This is a genomic window from Massilia orientalis (assembly GCF_030411975.2).
In the GTDB taxonomy this organism is placed as follows: domain Bacteria; phylum Pseudomonadota; class Gammaproteobacteria; order Burkholderiales; family Burkholderiaceae_D; genus Telluria; species Telluria orientalis.
The window spans coordinates 62,978-79,709 of the sequence record NZ_JASNRB020000009.1 but is presented as its reverse complement, the minus strand read 5'-3'; the positions used below and the strand labels follow the sequence as shown (position 1 = coordinate 79,709).

The 16,732-nt window shown below is 64.1% G+C and carries 13 protein-coding genes; 1 reads left to right on the top strand and 12 read right to left on the bottom strand.

Annotated elements, in window-relative coordinates; all coding sequences use genetic code 11:
* Positions 1-23: 23 nt before the first annotated feature.
* Positions 24-1,454 (top strand): tyrosinase family protein, encoded by a 1,431-nt coding sequence (locus QPK29_RS15880; protein ID WP_371768037.1) that lies wholly within the window; start codon positions 24-26, stop codon positions 1,452-1,454.
* A 44-nt stretch (positions 1,455-1,498) separates the two neighbouring features.
* Here QPK29_RS15880 and QPK29_RS15875 read toward each other — a convergent pair whose 3' ends face one another.
* The 12 genes from QPK29_RS15875 to QPK29_RS15820 form a co-directional block, all read right to left on the bottom strand.
* Entirely contained in the window at positions 1,499-2,668 is a 1,170-nt protein-coding gene (locus tag QPK29_RS15875) for an N-acetyl sugar amidotransferase (protein ID WP_371768036.1), read from the bottom strand.
* A complete protein-coding gene (locus QPK29_RS15870; RefSeq protein ID WP_160409994.1) occupies positions 2,665-3,423 on the bottom strand; it encodes an AglZ/HisF2 family acetamidino modification protein in 759 nt (252 codons plus the stop codon). Before QPK29_RS15870 ends, QPK29_RS15875 begins: the two co-directional genes overlap by 4 nt.
* Entirely contained in the window at positions 3,423-4,034 is a 612-nt protein-coding gene (hisH, locus tag QPK29_RS15865; protein ID WP_371768035.1) for an imidazole glycerol phosphate synthase subunit HisH, read from the bottom strand. The genes QPK29_RS15870 and hisH overlap by 1 nt, the downstream gene beginning before the upstream one ends.
* Positions 4,018-5,202, bottom strand: a complete 1,185-nt coding sequence (locus tag QPK29_RS15860) for a glycosyltransferase (RefSeq protein WP_371768034.1) — start codon at positions 5,200-5,202, stop codon at positions 4,018-4,020. The genes hisH and QPK29_RS15860 overlap by 17 nt, the downstream gene beginning before the upstream one ends.
* A gap of 18 nt (positions 5,203-5,220) precedes the next feature.
* Positions 5,221-6,429: an O-antigen ligase family protein gene (locus QPK29_RS15855; RefSeq protein ID WP_371768033.1), complete on the bottom strand. Its 1,209-nt coding sequence runs from the start codon at positions 6,427-6,429 to the stop codon at positions 5,221-5,223.
* 11 nt (positions 6,430-6,440) lie between these two features.
* A complete protein-coding gene (locus tag QPK29_RS15850) occupies positions 6,441-7,799 on the bottom strand; it encodes a polysaccharide deacetylase family protein (protein WP_371768032.1) in 1,359 nt (452 codons plus the stop codon).
* A complete protein-coding gene (locus QPK29_RS15845; protein ID WP_160409992.1) occupies positions 7,799-8,809 on the bottom strand; it encodes a GNAT family N-acetyltransferase in 1,011 nt (336 codons plus the stop codon). Before QPK29_RS15845 ends, QPK29_RS15850 begins: the two co-directional genes overlap by 1 nt.
* Positions 8,806-9,870, bottom strand: coding sequence for a GNAT family N-acetyltransferase (locus QPK29_RS15840; protein ID WP_371768031.1), 1,065 nt, complete (start codon positions 9,868-9,870; stop codon positions 8,806-8,808). The genes QPK29_RS15845 and QPK29_RS15840 overlap by 4 nt, the downstream gene beginning before the upstream one ends.
* Positions 9,871-9,915: 45 nt before the next feature.
* Positions 9,916-11,217 (bottom strand): oligosaccharide flippase family protein, encoded by a 1,302-nt coding sequence (locus QPK29_RS15835; protein WP_371768030.1) that lies wholly within the window; start codon positions 11,215-11,217, stop codon positions 9,916-9,918.
* 581 nt (positions 11,218-11,798) lie between these two features.
* Positions 11,799-12,335 (bottom strand): PEP-CTERM sorting domain-containing protein, encoded by a 537-nt coding sequence (locus QPK29_RS15830; protein WP_056132302.1) that lies wholly within the window; start codon positions 12,333-12,335, stop codon positions 11,799-11,801.
* Between the two features lie 19 nt (positions 12,336-12,354).
* Positions 12,355-14,244 carry a S53 family peptidase gene (locus QPK29_RS15825; protein ID WP_371768029.1) on the bottom strand — a complete coding sequence of 630 codons (1,890 nt, stop codon included), beginning with the start codon at positions 14,242-14,244 and terminating at the stop codon, positions 12,355-12,357.
* A 200-nt stretch (positions 14,245-14,444) separates the two neighbouring features.
* The gene (locus QPK29_RS15820; protein ID WP_371768028.1) at positions 14,445-16,709 is read right to left on the bottom strand and encodes an ATP-binding protein; all 2,265 of its coding nucleotides are present in this window, start codon (positions 16,707-16,709) and stop codon (positions 14,445-14,447) included.
* Positions 16,710-16,732 lie beyond the last annotated feature (23 nt).

Sequence of the window (16,732 nt, the reverse complement as noted above, 5' to 3'; positions counted from 1 at the left end):
GCAGATATTTCAAGGAGCGCATGATGAAACATGATCTGGTGGGTAGAAGACAATTTATGCAGCGGTCCGCGATGTTGCTCGGCGCATCGGCAATTCTCCCTAAAACATTTGGCCAAACGACATTAATGGTCCGTCCGGAATGGCAGGCGTTCAAGACGACGCCTCGCTATGATTCATTCCTGAGAGCGGTAAAACTCATGAAGGCCAATTCGCAGGCCACCGACCCCAGGAGTTGGTCTTACTGGACAAATATTCACCTGAACCGTTGCCCGCATTCCATTCCGTATTTCTTCGCCTGGCACCGCGGCTATCTCTATTATTTCGAGCGCCAGTTGCGTGCGGTCTCCGGCGATCCGCAACTCATCCTGCCGTATTGGGATTATTATACGAACCCGACGTTACCGGCCGAGTTCACGAATCCGGGCACAGGCAATCCACTCTACGTTTCGCGGGTCAACAATAACGTTCGACAAGCCCTGAGCATGGCGCCCTTTGATTCGAGCCTCATTAATTTCCCGACGAATAGCAACAACGCATTCGAGCCCAGTTTCGAATCGGCACCCCATAATCTAATCCATAACATCATCGGCGGTGTGATGGCCGATATGCTATCGCCGACGGACCCGATTTTCTGGCTGCACCATGCGAATGTCGACCGGCTCTGGGTGGCCTGGGTCAGTGCCGGTAACGGACGGAAGATGCCCTCCCTGAGCAGCGCTTACTGGTCCGGGTCGCATATCTACACGAGTTCGCTGACGATGCCGCGCTCGTCCACCTACAGCACGCGGACGAAACTCGGATACCGCTACCAGAACGAGAGCTTCCCGACCAGGCTGCCGTTGGCACGATCCGCGCTCTCGACCCCGGATCTTGCGGAAGCCGCGCCAAGCGAACGTGCGGGAGTGCAGCCGCCACTCGGTTCATTCAGGATATCGCCGACACGGCAGACGAGCGACCGGACGTTCGCGCTCAGCGGCGCGCTCGATGTCGGCCTGGATGAGAGGTCAATCGGTGTGCAGTTGCCGGTGAGTTCGGAAAGCATGCACGCCCTGGCGCAGATCGGGGCCGGGAGCGGCACCACCGTGCCCGCCAGCCAGCAACGCTACCGTTCCGTCCATGTCGTCGTGGATAACGTCATGATCACCGAAGCCGGAAAGCGCGGCGGATACTACTATCGGGTCGACCTGAACCTCCCGCCGGACGCTTCCGGCAGGTCACAGGCCATTCCCATCGGTACTCTCGGCGCTTTCGAGATCAGCGGTGCGGCGCACCATGGCAGCCCTGTCACGTTGCGTTACCGGATGAGGCGCGCCGTATTTGCCGGGATGGCGAAGAGGATTGGACTGCTATCCGTCTCGTTTGTACGGGTCGACGGTGAACAGGGTCCGACAGGCCAGGTCATCGGCCTGGGCGAAGTACGGCTGGAACTCTCGACCGAAGACAACGACGCCTAGTCGGGACGCCGATTGTGAGCATCGTGGCAAGCGCCGTCCCCTGCCTAGCGCGGGTAAAGGTGGCGCTTGCGCAGCGCGTTGACCGTATTACGCAGGAACTGCACCACACCGTACAGGTTGCGGTAATCCCTGAATGACTTGACCGGCGCACCCATGATGTCCGCAAACTGCTCTGTCGACAGGCGCAGCTTCTTCGCCACATAGGCCAGGTCTTGCTGCTGCAGCTCTTCCGGGTAGGGTGGCCGCTGCATTTCCGCGAGCGCGTCCGCCCGGCTGATCTGTCCGGCATTGATCAGGTCCGACAGGTGGCCATACCGTTTGTCGACGCCGAATTTGCGCGGCAGGATATAGCCCTGGTAGAAGCGTGTGTAGATCGATTCGTGGTGCTTGCCCCCGTAGCCCTTCCAGCCGAGCTGACTGCTCAGCAAAGCCATGGCCTTGCCCTTGTCGTAATCGACGTAGTTGAGAATGGACACGATGCGCGTGCCGCGCAGGATGTTGGCGTAAAACAGGTAGAACAGACTGAAGTGCGGGTAAGTCTTCAGCTTCACAGTGCCGAAGCGGCGATGGATGTCCTTGATGAAGCGCCAGTCGGAATGCCCGTACGACCATTCCGGCACGCTGATCGATTCGGTGGCGAAATTCATCCCCGATATGATGTACCTGATGCCCCGCGATGCCGCCTGTTTCCACAACAAGGCGCCGATCGCATGGTCGGTCGGGATCTCCCCATCCGGCGTCGACGCCTTGAGGAAGGCGAGCTGCAGGTCGCGGAACTCTTCCCAGTCGACGACATGGGTGTGCAGGTCGATGCCGAGATTGCGCAGCACCAGCTCGATGTTCCTCGTCGCCAGTTCGGAATTCCAGCCATTGTCGAAGTGTACCGCCAGCGGGCGCAGCCCGTGCTGCTTGACCAGCCAGGCCACGTAGGTACTGTCCACGCCGCCACTGACGCCGACGATACAGTCGTACTCGCGTCCGCGGCCAGCTGCCTTGATGCGCTCGACCAGCGCCCGCAACGCTTCGCGCCCCTGCTCGCCCTGCAGCCGGCGCGCGCTCACCAGCCGGTCGTAGCGCTGGCAGTGACTGCACAGGCCCATGTCATCGAAGCTGATGCTGCGGTCCGCCGCCGTGTTCATGATGCAGCGGGTGCAAACCTGGTAGGCCTGGTCCGGCACGGCCGAATAGTTGTAGTGTTCCGTAATCGACGTCATTTGAATACCTTGTCCAGTTCTTCGTACTCGGGATACGTGATCAACACGGCGTTGTGCTTGCCGTGAAAAACGAACATGCTGCCGGCCGCCAGTGCGGACGCACCGGCTTCGGTGGCTTCGCGGAAATGCCGCACCTCGCCCGCGCCGCCGGCGACCACCACCGGGATCGATACCGCCTCGCTCACCCGCCGTACCAGCTCGAGGTCGTAGCCTTCCCGCGTGCCGTCGCGGTCGATCGCGTTGAGGAGGATTTCGCCGGCGCCGAGCTGTTCCATCGCGCGCGCATACGCGGCCGGTTCGCGCTTCAGGTCGCGCGTGCCGCCGGCCACGCAGACCGTATAAGCGCCCAGCCAGCTGCGGCGTACGTCCATCGACACCACGACCCCGGAGCTGCCTGCCAGCGCGGCCGCTTCCGACACCAGGCGCGGCTGCTCGGCCGCCGCGGTGTTGAGCACGACTTTCTCGACGCCGAGCGCGTACAGCCGTTTCACCTGCCCGATGCTGGTAATGCCGCCGCCGTAGGAAAACGGCATGAAGGCCTCGCTGGCAATGTCGGCCAGCAAATCGAAGTCGGGCGCAGTGCGCGCGCCGGCGCTGCCGATGTCGAGGAACACCACCTCGTCGACTTCCTTCTCGTTGAAGATCCGCACGGCATTGATCGGGTCGCCGACGTAGCGGGCGTTCTTGAATTTGACCGTCTTGACGAGGCCGCCGTTGCGCATTAACAGGCAGGGAATCACGCGTGGGTGCAACATCACAGCTCCGCGAAGTTGTGCAGCAGCGCCATGCCGAAGCGATGGCTCTTTTCAGGATGAAACTGCACTCCGTACACATTGTCGTGCTGGAGCACCGCGACGAACTCGCCGCCGTAGTCGGCGGTGGCCAGCACGTCGCCGGGATCCGCGCAGACCAGGTGGTACGCGTGGCAGAAATAAAATCGTGAGCGGGCCCCCAGCTCGCGCAGCAATGGGCCGTCGCGGCGCGGCGCCAACAGGTTCCAGCCCATGTGCGGGACCTTGTTCCTGCTGTCCGGCGCAAACTGGAAGCGGCGCACCTCGGCATCGATCAGGCCCAGGCCCTCCATGCCGCCCTCTTCGCTGCGCCGGCCCAGCATTTGCATGCCGAGGCACACGCCGAGCAAGGGGACTTTGTCCTGGAGTACCCGCTTGCGCAGTGCTTCGGCCAGCCCACGCTCCCGCAGGGCGCCGATGCCATTGTCGAAGGCGCCCACGCCAGGCAGGACGAGCTTCCCGGCCCGCTCGAGCGCCGCGGCGGTCGATACCAACTCCGCCTCGGCGCCGACCTTGCGCAGCATGTTGAGCATCGACCCGAGATTGCAGACGCCGTAGTCAATGACAGAGATCATGCCGCACCTCCCCCTGGCGGCCCTGGCCGTACCTGCGCGAACGCATGCCCAGCGCATTCAGATAGACGATCTCGAGCTTCGCCTCTTGCCCTTCCCAGCAATATTCGTCGGCGGTCCGCACCAGCGCATCCTGCAGGACGCGCTGGTCGCGCGTCAGCAGGCGCAGCACGCCGTCGCGGATCGCCGCCGCCGAGGCGTCGCTCGTCACTTCGCCGATCCCGTGCCTGCGCACGAACTCGCTCTGCTCGCGGGTCGGCGAAACCAGCACCGGCTTGCGCGCCATCACGTACTCGAACAGCTTGTTCGGCATGCAGTACTCGTAGCTGAGCGACGTGGCCTCGATCACCGACAGCCCGAAATCGGCCGCCGCGGTGTAATCGAGCAGGCGCTCCGGCGCGACCGCCGGGTGGTAATGGATGCCCCCATGGCGTGCCGCTTCCCCGGCAATCCAGTCCGCCAGCGGGCCGTACCCCATCACGACCAGCGCCGCGCGCCCGGCCAGGCCGGCAAACGCTTCGACCAGGTTGCGGATCCCGCGGCCCTCGCCGATGAAGCCCTGGTAGAGGAAGATCGGCATGCCGGCATCGATCGAATACGCCTTGCGGAAATAATCGGCCGGGTTCACGCTGCGGCGCGGCGGGCAGTTGTAGAGGACCGTGACGTTGCGTAAAGCGTACTTGCGCACATACCATTGTTCGATCGCTTGCCCGACGAAGATGCAATGGTCGGCGTGCCGGATCAGGGCGCGTTCGGCCCAGCGCGTAAGACACTTGCGCACGCCGCCGAGGCCATTGGTCTCCGTCTCCAGTTCGTGGGCGTCATACACCAGCCTGGCGCCGGTGGCGCGCTTCAGCAGGACGCCGAGCGGCAATGTGGCGATACTGTGGCAGTTGATGCACCCGAGTTCGTCGTCGCGATAGCGCTGGTAGACTGCGCGGGTCCAGTCGCCGGTGCGCCTCAGCTTGCCGATCAGGCGGTCGCCGCTGCGCTGTCCGATGCGCACGATCCGGATATTGTCCTGTAGATCCTCGAGCGCCGGTAGGCCTTCCTGTCCCACGCCGACCAGGTCGATGCGGTCGAACAGGGCCAAGCGGGACAGCGAACAGGCCTCGCGCAGGATCCGGCTCTCGTTCAGGAACGGCGACGGATACAGGTGAATGTTGATCAAGGTCTCTCCCCTTCTACGTTATCGGCGGCTTCCCGGCGGCCGCCTGGTGTTTCGATAGTTCGCGTAAGCACCCATGGCGGCGCCAGTGAACATGTCGTCGAACGTCTTGGCGGTCACCAGCAGGAGCAACGAGATGCAGATCAGTGACCATGCCAGCAGGAACTGGCCTGACCTGGGCCGTGCCAGCCAACCGCGGGAGCACAGCACGACCGTGGTGCGTCCCAGCATGAACAGCATGTAGACAAAGCCGAACAAGCCGAGGTCGACCCAGGCCGACAGGATGTTGTGCGAATACCCGCCCGGCGGATAACTGGCGTATGCGCCCAGTACCGGGTTATCCGCAATCGTGCGCAGCGCGTGTTCGGTGAGCTCGTGCCTGGCGCTCGCAGACGACGACTGGGAGAGGTTGAATAATTCCCACACCCGGCTTTCAGGAAAATGCGTCGCAAGGAACTTCGGATCGATGCTCGCCAGGCCGGACACGAGCAGCACCAGGTACAGGAAAGGAAGCCAGTGCTTCGCGCGATACAGTTCGATCATCGGAAACAGGGACAGCGCCGCCACCAGCTCGCTGCGCGCACCGTTCAGGAACAGCGCCGCGGCAGCGATGGCATACAGGACCAGCCGGGCCGCCAGTACGCGCGTGAAGCAGATGACCGTCACGAAGGTGAGGACGTAGGAGCGGGCGAGCTCCTGGTAGGTCGCGACACTGTCCGGGCTCGTCGGATCGCCGAACTGCCCCGGCTGGAAACTGCCGTCCCGCGAAAAGAAGAATACGGTCGCCGACATCAGCAGGAGCGAGGCCAGCGTCGTCGCGATCGTCTTGCGCTCTGAAAAGTCGCTGTGTTTGAAGATCAGGTAGATGTTGATGAAATAGAGGATCGACAACAGGTGCGTCTTCACGATCGTGGGATCGGCGCCAAAGGCCGCGTTGATCGCCACGACCAGGAAAAAATAGAACAGGAAAAAGCCGAACTGCAGATCGGTCGACGCGATACGGTAGCCGGACGCCCTGATTGCCAGGTAATACATGCAGGCGAGCGGCGGCAACAACCCGATGGAGACGACCGAAAAATACCCGCCCACGAAGGCCCCCATCACCCCCATGCCGATCAGCGTCTGGTAGAAAAAAAAGCCAGGGAACAGCAGCAGGAACGCCAGCCGCGCCGGACCTGCCTTGCCGGGCGTGCTGGCGATGCTGGCCGAGGGCGCATAGGTGGCGGACATGCTCGGCTCGCCTATTGGATGAGGTCGCAATACATCGCCCGGTCGGCTTCGCCCGCGAACGACGAGTTATGCCAGAGCAGTGTGAAGTCGCCATCGAAACGGGCGCACCTCTGTTTGTAGCACCGCATCGCGGCATGCGCCCGGTCGCCATGGCCCAGTCCCATGTTGGGGTCGTCGATCACCGCGTTTTCCATGACGACCAGCGGCCGTTGCTTCAAAGTGAGCGGCCGGCGCCCGACCAGGTCGTACATCGTGTATTCGTGACAGGTTCCCGCGCGAAACCCGGCGATCGTCGGGTAAGACAGGGTGCTGTCGTAAGTCAGTTCGTTCGCTGCCCACAACTGCGGCGTGGTCCGCACGTCCCAGCGCAGGTAGTGCTGGCGCCCGCCCAGTTCGTCCTGGCGGATGCCTTCCTCGTCGATGGCGCGCCGCAGGGCCGCGGCCGAGCGCGCAAACGCGTCAGGATGCCGGTAGGTGCGATAGCCGGGGTGAATGCCGACCAGGTGGCCGCGCGCGTGCACGGTGCGCAGCAGCGCGCGCATGCGGCCATCGTCGATGCCCGGCGCATGGTCCATGGCGCCGTCGGTCCGTTCGGGGATGAAGTTGAACGTGACCTGGTTGCCGGCCTTCTCGTTCACATCCATCATCCACGACAACGCTTGCCAGTAAGGGTCCCGTGCCTGGTTCCCGCGCCTGACTGCCCAGTAGTTGCCGGCGGTGGCGCATAACGCACTCAGCGAGCGCTCCCGTACCGCGCGCCCCACCAGCCGCTTGCCGAGACGCCCGATCGATGCGCACGCCGGATCGAACGGCAGGTCGACGTCGCAGCTGATCAGCGTGCGCGCGGCGCGTTGCTTCCGCGCGAGCGTGGGCCACTGCCTGTGCATGGCCGCCCACAGGATCTCGACGTACTCGTCCACGATAGGGCGGTCGAGAAAACCCTGGCGCACGGCAAGCGACTCGCTGGCGGGGAAACGCTCATGTCCGTCGCGCGCGGGACTCAGCGATTCCTCGTAGCGCGCGAGCATGAAGAATGCCGATCCGAAGACATCGAGCGCCAGCGCGGCGTTGCCGTCGGCGTCGATCGTGAACCCGGGAGCGCCGAACAGCACCGGGACGCCGGCTTCGCACAGACGCGCATCGAGACCGCTGCGGGCGACGACCCATTGTTGCGGCGTTGCATCCGGGCGCGCGGCCCCGGCAAAGAAGACGTCCGGCAAACGCAGCGTCCGGCCGGCCGCGCTGATGCGCACCGTGTCCCCGCGGTCGAACGCGAGCTCGACATCGAGCCCCAGGAATTCGCCGAGCAAGACGTCGCAGATCCAGCTGCGCTCGGGACGTTGGCTCTCCGGCAGTGAGATACGCAGCATCAGTGTTTCCCGGTGAGTGACAACAGGCCTTGGCGCAGGGTCAGCAGCCGCGACGGGGTTTTGCTGATGTGAAAATACGGGACATGGTTACCGCCGAAGCCACGCAGGTAGGCTTCGAAAGGCGCGATCATCGAACCGGAGAAGTTGTATGCGCGCGTCACGCCGGCGGCGTGGAGGAGCGACTCCCATACGCAAAGACTGTTGGCCTGGCTTTCGCGGTAGGCGGGGTCCGTGCCCGAGATCAGGCCGTAGGCGCTGTGTTCGTCCCAGACGACGTAGCAGGCCGCATGCGGGGCGCCGTCGGGATCGAGCGCGCAGAACACCCTGCAGCAGCCGCGCTCCCGGCAGGCGGCGTCGAGGCGCCGGACGAAGTCGTCGGGATACGGTGGGAGCAGGCCCTGGCGCGCAAACGTCTTGCGGTTCAGGTCGAGAAGCAGGTCGAGGGGGACGTCGCTGCGGACCTGCAGCTGGTGTTGCTTCTGGGCCTTGGTGATGGCGCGGCGGGTCTTGCCTTCGAACCCGGCCCACAATTTGTCCATGTCCGTCAACTCGGGCAGGACGAAGGTGTAGTACGTGGTTTGCCGGAAGCCGTTCCAGAAGAAAGGCTGCCAGTTCCCGACGCCCGGATGCCAGGTCTGCGCGAAGTGATCGAAACGGGGCAGTTGATCGATCAGCGCCTGCATGACGTCCTTGTCGTTGCTCAGCTGCGCCGCCTGCCTGCCCCCGGTCGGCCGCAGCCAGGGGCCGAGCATGGGCGTCAGGGCGGGCTGCGTGACGATCCGCATGCCGTAGCGGCTGCGGATCACATACGGCATCGCCGCGAGCACTTCGTTGCCTTTCTTTACGAGCGCGACATCCCAGCCGTTCCGACCTACCGCTGCGTCCAGCCACCAGTCGCGCGAAAACAGGGGCAGCGAAGGTTCCTGGGCGCAGAACCGGCGGTACGTGTCCTTCGGCGAGGCAATGTCGCGCGTGGCCTGTACAGGCGCCTTGGGCGGGATGGTCGTCATCGGGCTGGCTTTCGGTGGATGAGGCGTTCCTGGTGTCCACCGGCGAGCGCCGAGAGCAGACCGCGGCGCAGGCGCAGCAAACGCGAAGGGGTTTTGGTGATGGTGAATACCGGCGTCTGCTCCGTCCCGAAGCTGCGGACATAGGGTTCGATCGACGGGTTCATGTTCCCGAGAAAATCGTATTTCGGGGCAACCGTGGCACTGAACTTGATGGCTTCCCATTGGCAGACACTGGGCGCCTGGGTATGGTGCATGTCGGGGTCGGACCCCTTCAGCAATGCGTACGCACAATTGTTGTCCCAGACCGTATAGGTCGCGGCGCAATGCCGGCCAGCCTCGTCGACAACGATGTGGAGCTTGCGCCGCTTGTGTTCGACACACGCGGCGTCCAGGCGGCGCAGGCAATCGTCCGTGAACGCCTGCGCGACGCCGCGGCTTTCGATCGTCATCCGGTGCAGGGCCAGGAACGCGTCGAGCGGCAGGTCGTCGCGCACCCGCAGATTGTGCCGCTCGACAGCTGTCCTGCAATGTTTGCGGCGGGTGGGGTCGAACCTGCTCCAGACGCCATCGAGGTCGTCCAGCCCGGGAATGACGTAGGTGTATTCAGTCGACTGGCTGAAGCCGTTCCAGTAAAACGGCAGCCAGTTCGACAAATCCTTGTTCCAGGCCTGGCTGAAATGGTCGAACCAGGGCAGTTGCTCGATCAGCGACTGCATGATTTTTTGCTGGTTGCTCAGTCTGGTGGTGGGGGTGCCCTGGTCGCCCCGTATCCACGGCCCGAGTACAGGTGTCAAGGGCGGCTGCTGGATCACCTTCATGCCATGGCGCCGGGTCATGCAGAACGGCATGGCACCGACGATCCGCCCATTGACCTTCGCGAGCGCGACGTCCCAGCCGTCCGGCCCGGCGACCGCGTCGAGCCACCAGGCATTCGAAAAAATCGGGATCGACGGCTCGGCTGCGCACAGGTTTCGATACTCGGCTTTGTTCAGCAGCGTAGCGGACCGGTGTTGCGTATTCTCGCCTTCTGTCCCGTTCAACTCTTGAATGACTGCATCCATTGCCTTGCTCCCGTCATCAAACAACGATTGAAACTGCGGAGCCGATCAACGCATTCGGCTGCCGGACTTCCGCCAGTCGCCATCGCAGGCAAATTTATATGAAGCAAAAAGATTCGCGAGATCAAATACGCTGTAGATAATCACGAAGCCGACGATGTACTTGTTCGCGTCCAGGTGAATGACATAATGTGTTGCCGCCACGATCGTCAGGCAAAACAACATACCCACCTGCCACACAAATTCGAATCGATTCTTCTGCGCGATTATCGCAACCAGGCTCAAAGGGTTACTGATGAAGCGCAGGTAAAACATCGGGCACATCAGCCGGGCATATTCTCCCGCGACACGCCACTTTTCACCGAATACCAGCGCAAACAGCGACGGCGCGAAAAACAGCAGGAGCAGAAACGGCGGTGTCGCGATCGCCACAAGTTTTTTGAGTGTCGAAATAAATATCTCTCTGCAACGTTGCCCTGCCAGGAAAGCCTCGCTGATTTCCTGCCTGAAAACATCCCCGATCGAGCCCGATACCAGCGACAGCGGCATTCCGACCGCCCGCTCGGCCAGCATGAAATATCCGGACGCCGCCAGACCGAACGCGGCATTGATGAATATCGTGGGCAGCTGGACCGACACCGCACCCAGCGTATGGGCCGGGGCCAGGTATTGCGGACAGCTTCGATAACGCTTCGCCAGCGCCAGCATCTTGCGTTTGTCGACGCCGCGCCAGAATCGCGGACAATGGCGGCGCACCATGCCCGCCATCATGCCCGCCGCCAGGGCCTGGCCGGACACGCTTCCGATCACCAGTCCGCCGGCGCCGGCGTGGAGCAGCCCGAGGCCGAGCTGCACGGCCGAGGTCCCGCCGCTATGAAGCACTTGCCGATGCGCCATCAAAAAATACAGCTTGTGGCGATTGCACCAATATTTTAGAGTCGAGTAAATGCCATTCAGAAAAACCGCCAGGGGAAGGACATACAGCCATGCCGACATCGATTCGTTTTCCAGCGCTGTTGATATCGGTTTGTGCAACAGGCAGGCGACCGCAAACAGGCTGACGCCGACGATCAGGCTGATCGTGATCGACAATGCCGCAATATTGGTGGCATCGACATCCTTACGCGGCAGCATGATCGCGAATTCATAACGGCCCGTGGCCAGCACGGACAAGCTTGATACGACCGAAACAAAGAGTGCGAGCACGCCGAATTGCTCCGGCGGATAAAGGCGTGACAGGATCGGTGTAACCGCAAGTGGAATAAGCTGCGCGAGCCCCGTCCCGGTCACCAGGGTGACAACATTGCGGTTGAATTCGCCCTGGAAAAACACTCTGACGCTATTTAACATGTACGTGTTCGCTTGAATTACAAACGGCACTAAAAGAGGCGTTGCATTACGCAGTAACAACTAAATGTTACGTGGCCCGGAATGACACGAAATGAGATACTCCTATACGGGCCGAATTAGCCTTTTGACACCACGCAAGCCGTCAGGCCGCCGCTCCATGGGATTAGCTGGGCAAATAAACTAGAGCAATTGCTCCGTGCAGTAGGCAATAAAATGCCCGCAACTTCGCGGGCATTTGTTTTCGTATCGGGCAGATATTCTCCCGCCGCATCAGCGGCACGGCCACCATGTCAGTGTGATCGTGAGCGCGTCTACGATGTCTTCACGAACGCGATGCAGGAGATGATGTACGGCGGGTCCCGCGTCGGCCACAAGCCGGCGGGTTGCAACAGTTTTCGGGCGCCGTGCTCGTCGAAGGGTCGGGCCGCGGGGTCGAGTGAGGCATGTCGAACGGCGTTGCGTGCCGGGGACGGGCGGCGCCCGTCGTTTGAAAACATCGTTCCGACCGCTCCACGTTCCGGTCGGTCCGCAGGCACAGGAGGACCGCGGCAAGGCGCCGCGGCGACATGCCGGCCTTCACATCAAGCCGCTTCCTTGACGGCCTTGCGCCGCCGCACCCCCGCCATCCCCGCCAGGCCGAGCCCCAGCAGCGCCAGGCTCACGGGTTCCGGAATGTCGGACTCCGCACGCCCCGTGAAACCGGCGCCGTCGACGAGGAACGTGCCGGCCAGGCGCAGGTCGTACGTGCCGCTCGTGATCCAGCCCGCACCTTTCGCCAGTTCGCTCGCCAGGTTCAGGCTCAGCGCGTCGATCGGCGTGAAGAGGTCGCCGGCGAAGATGCCGAGGTCGGTGAAGGCGATCGAGCCCGCAAGGTCCGGGAACACGACGAACGAGAACCATGCCGGCTCGGGCGGCGTGTTGAACAGGAAGTCGAACTCGAACGTCTCGCCGGCCAGGGCGCCGGGTGCCGAGATGCCGAAATCCCAGGTCTGGGTCGTGGTCGGGCCGAACTCGGGCACGACGAAGAACATGTCGCTGTACGTCGGCGTGGCGGAGGCGTTGAAGGCGGCGCAGGTCGCGAGGACGAGGCCGAACAGCATGTGCTTGATCGATTTCATTTGCTTGTTCCTGAAGGGTTCACAGATTCACGCCGAATGCGCGCGCGAGGTTCGTCACGTCGAGCGAGCCGAGGCCCGTCGCCGGATTGAACGTGTTCGTGCTCTTGTAGTAGAGATTGGTGCCGGCCGTGATCGCACGGAACGGCGACCTGGCGCCATAGCCGTAGGTCTTGAAGGCGCCGTACAGCTGCGGATGCAGCAGGCCCAGGCGGTCGTTCCTGCCGGCCGCGATCAGGGTGAAGATGCCGTTCAGCTGCGGCGCGACGAAGCTGGTGCCGCCGCTGCCCGAACCCCATTGCCCTTCGAAGTACACGAGGTAGCCGCTGTACGGGTCGGCGTTGAGCGACACGTCCGGCAGGTTACGGCCCGGGACGGCGGGCGGCAGGTCGATCAGCCATTCGTAGCCCGTGCCCGGATCGCCCAGCACGGACGCCTTGCAGTACAGGCTCTGCGCCGCCGAGGTCGACGCGACGCCGGCCAGGTTGTTCTGGTACGACGGCCGGCCGAAGTCGACGCTCACGCCGCCACCGCCGCCCACCGGGAAGTAATCCGTGTAATACGTGGTCTGGCCGTAGTATTGCGTGATGTAGTTGCGCAGGTAGTCCCACGCCCAGGCGCGCTCGGTCGGGATCGTGATGTTGCCGTACTTGTGCGCCTGCGTGTGCGGCAGGGTCGTGCCGCCGGCGGCCAGCACGGCCGTGTCGGACGCCGGGTGATCGGTCGTCAGCAGGGTCGTGCAGGCGGGATACGGCAGCGCGCTGTTGATGTCGAAGGCGCCGGCGTCGCCCGACGCGGCGATCACGGGAATGCCCTGCAGCGCGGCCTGGACGAACACCGCGTGGAACGCGGCCAGGTCCGCCGGGTCATTGAATACCTCTGCGGCGCCCCAGCTCACGGACAGCGTATCGACGATGTTCTCGTCGACGGCCGTGGCGAACATGTCCAGGAAGCCATTGCCCTGGTTCGGCGCCAGGTAGACGCGGATGTTCGCGCCCGGCGCCACGCCGCCCGATTGTTCGATGTCGAGGGTGGTCTCGCCGGCACCGTCGCTGCCCGGACCGTCATCCGGCAGCGGGCCGCCGTCGACCGGCACGTCGGTGATGCGGTTCGGCGCCACGTTCAACCCCAGCGCATTCCAGTAGCCGTACGCATCGGACTGGCGGTAGCCGGCCAGCGTGGCGATGCCGATGGTCTTGCCGGCGCCCGTCACGCCGGCCGAATACAGCGGCGTCACGTTGTATTTGGCGGCCAGGTCCCGTACCGTGTACTCGCCCGGCAAGGAGGCGGCCGCGGCGTTCGCGGTCGGGATGCGGCTCGGTACGAGCTTCGACTCGCCGGTCGCCACGCCCGAGGCCGGCTGGCGCACGATATTGCTGTGGAAGAGCGGACGGCCGTTCAAGCCGTGCACGGCCTTGACGATGCCGGACAGGTTGGCCGGCACGGCGGTCGCGCCCGCCGGCGCCTCGTACTTGCGGCCCAGCGACTGGTAGGCATGGATCGGGCTGCCGAACACGGCCGCGAGTTGCGCATTCGTGCCCTTCGCGGAAATCAGCAGGTTGTTCGCATAGACTTTCGTGACCGTCAGGCCCTGGGACTGCAGGAAGTTCACCACCTGGGCGATGGACGTGGCGTCCTGGCCGTACAGGCTGCCGACCTGCGCCGGCGTCAGGAACTTGCGGTAGTTCGGGCTGGACGGGTCGACGATGGACGCCGCGTGCGCGTCCATAGCGGCGGCGTTTTTCACCGCCAGCGACAGCGTGACCTGGCGCACTTCCGACTGGGGCGCGAGGCCCAGGTCGACGATGCGCGCATCGCGGTCGAGGTGGAACTGGGTGGAGGTCGTGGCGCCGTACGCCAGCGACGTGGTCAGCACGCCGATGGCTACAGCAATGGCGGTAAGCGTTCTCAAAGCGGACTCCCTGTCGATTGTTGAAGATCCCGCCGGGCACCGGCAGGCTCATCCGCAGTCAAGCAAGGGGTATGCCATTAACTGTAACCAAGAGTTATTTCTTCAATTAATCAAACGCTTGTTTCATTTTTGCCGGATTTTTTGTTTCAAAATGATTGTATTTATGTAAATTTCTCCGACACATATGTATTTGTCTGTCGTCAAACCGCCGGCCGCACGACGTCCTCGGTCCGGTAGCGGGCCACGAACGCGGCCAGGTCTTTCGAGTGATAGCCCCGCGCGAGCGCATCGAGGTGGTCGGCGAACGGCGCATAGGACGGGTCGAGCGTCCGCAGGTAGCCGGCCTGTTCGCGGATCTTGCGCATGTTTCCGATCCGCACCAGCTGCCACAGCACCTCGATCTCTTCGGTGGGCGGGACGACCAGCGCGGCCTCTTCCTCCTCCGGCGGCGCGTCCGGCGCAGCCGGGCCGGTGATCCACGCCAGGCCCAGCTGTGTGCCGATGGCGCGCAGCAGGACGTCGTGTTCGACCGGCTTGGGCACGAAGGCGTCGGCGCCCGCTTCCCGGCACCGCGCTTCGTCCTCGGGACTGGCGCCGGCCGTCACGGCGATGACGGGCACCCGGCGCCACGCCGGCATCTGGCGGATCCGCCGCGTCGTCTCGTTGCCGTCGATCACAGGCATCATGACGTCCATTACGATCAGGTCGGGCTTGAAGCTGTCGAGCAGGGCGAGGCATTCGAGGCCGTTCTCGGCCGCGGCCACGACGAAGCCCACGGCCTGCAGCAGGTCGACGAGCATCGCGCGGTTCTGCGGGACGTCGTCGACGATCAGCAAGCGCTTGCGCTCGCCTTCATAGCCGACGATCGTGCGCTGCGACGGCGCGCTGGCCGGGCTGCCGGTGGCGACCGGCGCGGCGAATTCGAACCAGAACGTGCTGCCCTCGTCCGGTTCGCTGGCGACGCCGATGGTGCCGCCCATCAGGCGCACCAGTTGCTGGCTGATGGCCAGGCCCAGCCCCGTGCCGCCGGCGCGCCGCGGCACGTCGGCCACCTGTTCGAACGGGCGAAACAGGCGGCCGAGCTGGTGCGCGCTCATGCCGATGCCCGTGTCGGCCACCTCGAAGCGCAGCCGTACGCAGGCGTCGTCCCCGCTTGCCGCCGGCACGCGCGCGACCCGCAGCGAGACCGTCCCGCGATCGGTGAATTTCACCGCGTTGCCGAGCAGGTTGAGCAGCACCTGGCGCAGGCGCGTCTCGTCGATCGTCACGGCGGCTGGCACGTCGGGCGCGAGTGCGTACTCGAACGCGAGGCCCTTCTCCTCGGCCTTCACGCGCATGATGTCGACGACCACCTGCAGGAATGTGCCGAGGTGGACCGCGGCCGGATACAGCACCATCTTGCCGGCCTCGACCCGCGCCAGGTCCAGGATGTCGTTGATGAGGGTGAGCAGGTGCTGGCCGCTTTCGTGGATGGTGGCGAGGCCCGCGGCCTGGCGGTCGTTCAGCAGGTGCCGGTCGCGCTTGAGCAATTGCGCATAGCCGATGATGGCGTTGAGCGGGGTGCGCAATTCATGGCTCATCTGCGCGAGAAAATTGCTGCGCTGGCGCGCCAGGCCGACAGCCTCGGCCAGAGCCGCCTCGCGCGCCGCTTCGGCCGCCTTGCGTTCGCGGTCGACGGCGGCCAGGTGTTCCAGGCGCGACTTCGTGGCGGACAGGCTGTCCCGGAAATGCAGCAGGCCGAGCGTCAGGCCGAGGATGCCGCAGGCGATCCACGCGAACACCAGGCCCATGAGCAGCGCGGTCTTCGAGATCCACTTGCCGTGGAAGCGGATCGAGCGCACCTCGAGCGTGATGGTCTGCCCCTGCGGGACGGCGCCCGTCGACAATTCCACGGCCGTCACGCGGTCGAGCCGGGGGTAGCTCTTGGAGAGCGGGATCTTGTGCGTGCTGCGCCACCAGTCGGCGGTGCGCAGGACGTTCATCGGAATCGTGAACGGGGTGGCCTGCCGCGACAAGTCGATTTCCGCTTCGTTGAAGCGCTGCGAATTCCAGTCGCCGAGGGTGGAGAACTCCGGCTCGAAATTCATCAGGTGCAGCTTGACGATACGCGGCGGCCGCCCCGTGTAGCGCAGGTCGAAATCGATCGAGTCGAACCCGGACAGGTCGATCCCCTTGCCCGGCCGGCCCAGCAGGAACTGCAACTTGCAGAAGCCGTAAGTCGCGACCGTGCCCAGCGCGCACCGCATGACGATCGCATCGGGGGTGCGCTCCAGGATGCCGACCGAGTTGCCCCCCAGCTCGGGCCGGTCGTCCGCGACCCGGGCGCCGTGCGGCTGGCCGGGCGAGATCTCGATGGTCCTGACCATCCCGTAGTGCTGCCAGACCAGCAGCGCCGGTGTCGCCAGCAGCAACAGGATGATCAGGCAATAGCTGATCCTCGTCGGGCGGGAGAGCGACTGGTTCATTGGGGACCCACGGTTCCTGGACT

Coding starts and splice junctions, on each gene's coding strand:
- QPK29_RS15880 (WP_371768037.1), top strand. CDS start 24: ATGAAACATGATCTGGTGGGTAGAAGACAATTTATGCAGCGGTCCGCG.
- QPK29_RS15875 (WP_371768036.1), bottom strand. CDS start 2,668: ATGACGTCGATTACGGAACACTACAACTATTCGGCCGTGCCGGACCAG.
- QPK29_RS15870 (WP_160409994.1), bottom strand. CDS start 3,423: ATGTTGCACCCACGCGTGATTCCCTGCCTGTTAATGCGCAACGGCGGC.
- hisH (WP_371768035.1), bottom strand. CDS start 4,034: ATGATCTCTGTCATTGACTACGGCGTCTGCAATCTCGGGTCGATGCTC.
- QPK29_RS15855 (WP_371768033.1), bottom strand. CDS start 6,429: ATGTCCGCCACCTATGCGCCCTCGGCCAGCATCGCCAGCACGCCCGGC.
- QPK29_RS15850 (WP_371768032.1), bottom strand. CDS start 7,799: ATGCTGCGTATCTCACTGCCGGAGAGCCAACGTCCCGAGCGCAGCTGG.
- QPK29_RS15845 (WP_160409992.1), bottom strand. CDS start 8,809: ATGACGACCATCCCGCCCAAGGCGCCTGTACAGGCCACGCGCGACATT.
- QPK29_RS15840 (WP_371768031.1), bottom strand. CDS start 9,870: ATGGATGCAGTCATTCAAGAGTTGAACGGGACAGAAGGCGAGAATACG.
- QPK29_RS15835 (WP_371768030.1), bottom strand. CDS start 11,217: ATGTTAAATAGCGTCAGAGTGTTTTTCCAGGGCGAATTCAACCGCAAT.
- QPK29_RS15830 (WP_056132302.1), bottom strand. CDS start 12,335: ATGAAATCGATCAAGCACATGCTGTTCGGCCTCGTCCTCGCGACCTGC.
- QPK29_RS15820 (WP_371768028.1), bottom strand. CDS start 16,709: ATGAACCAGTCGCTCTCCCGCCCGACGAGGATCAGCTATTGCCTGATC.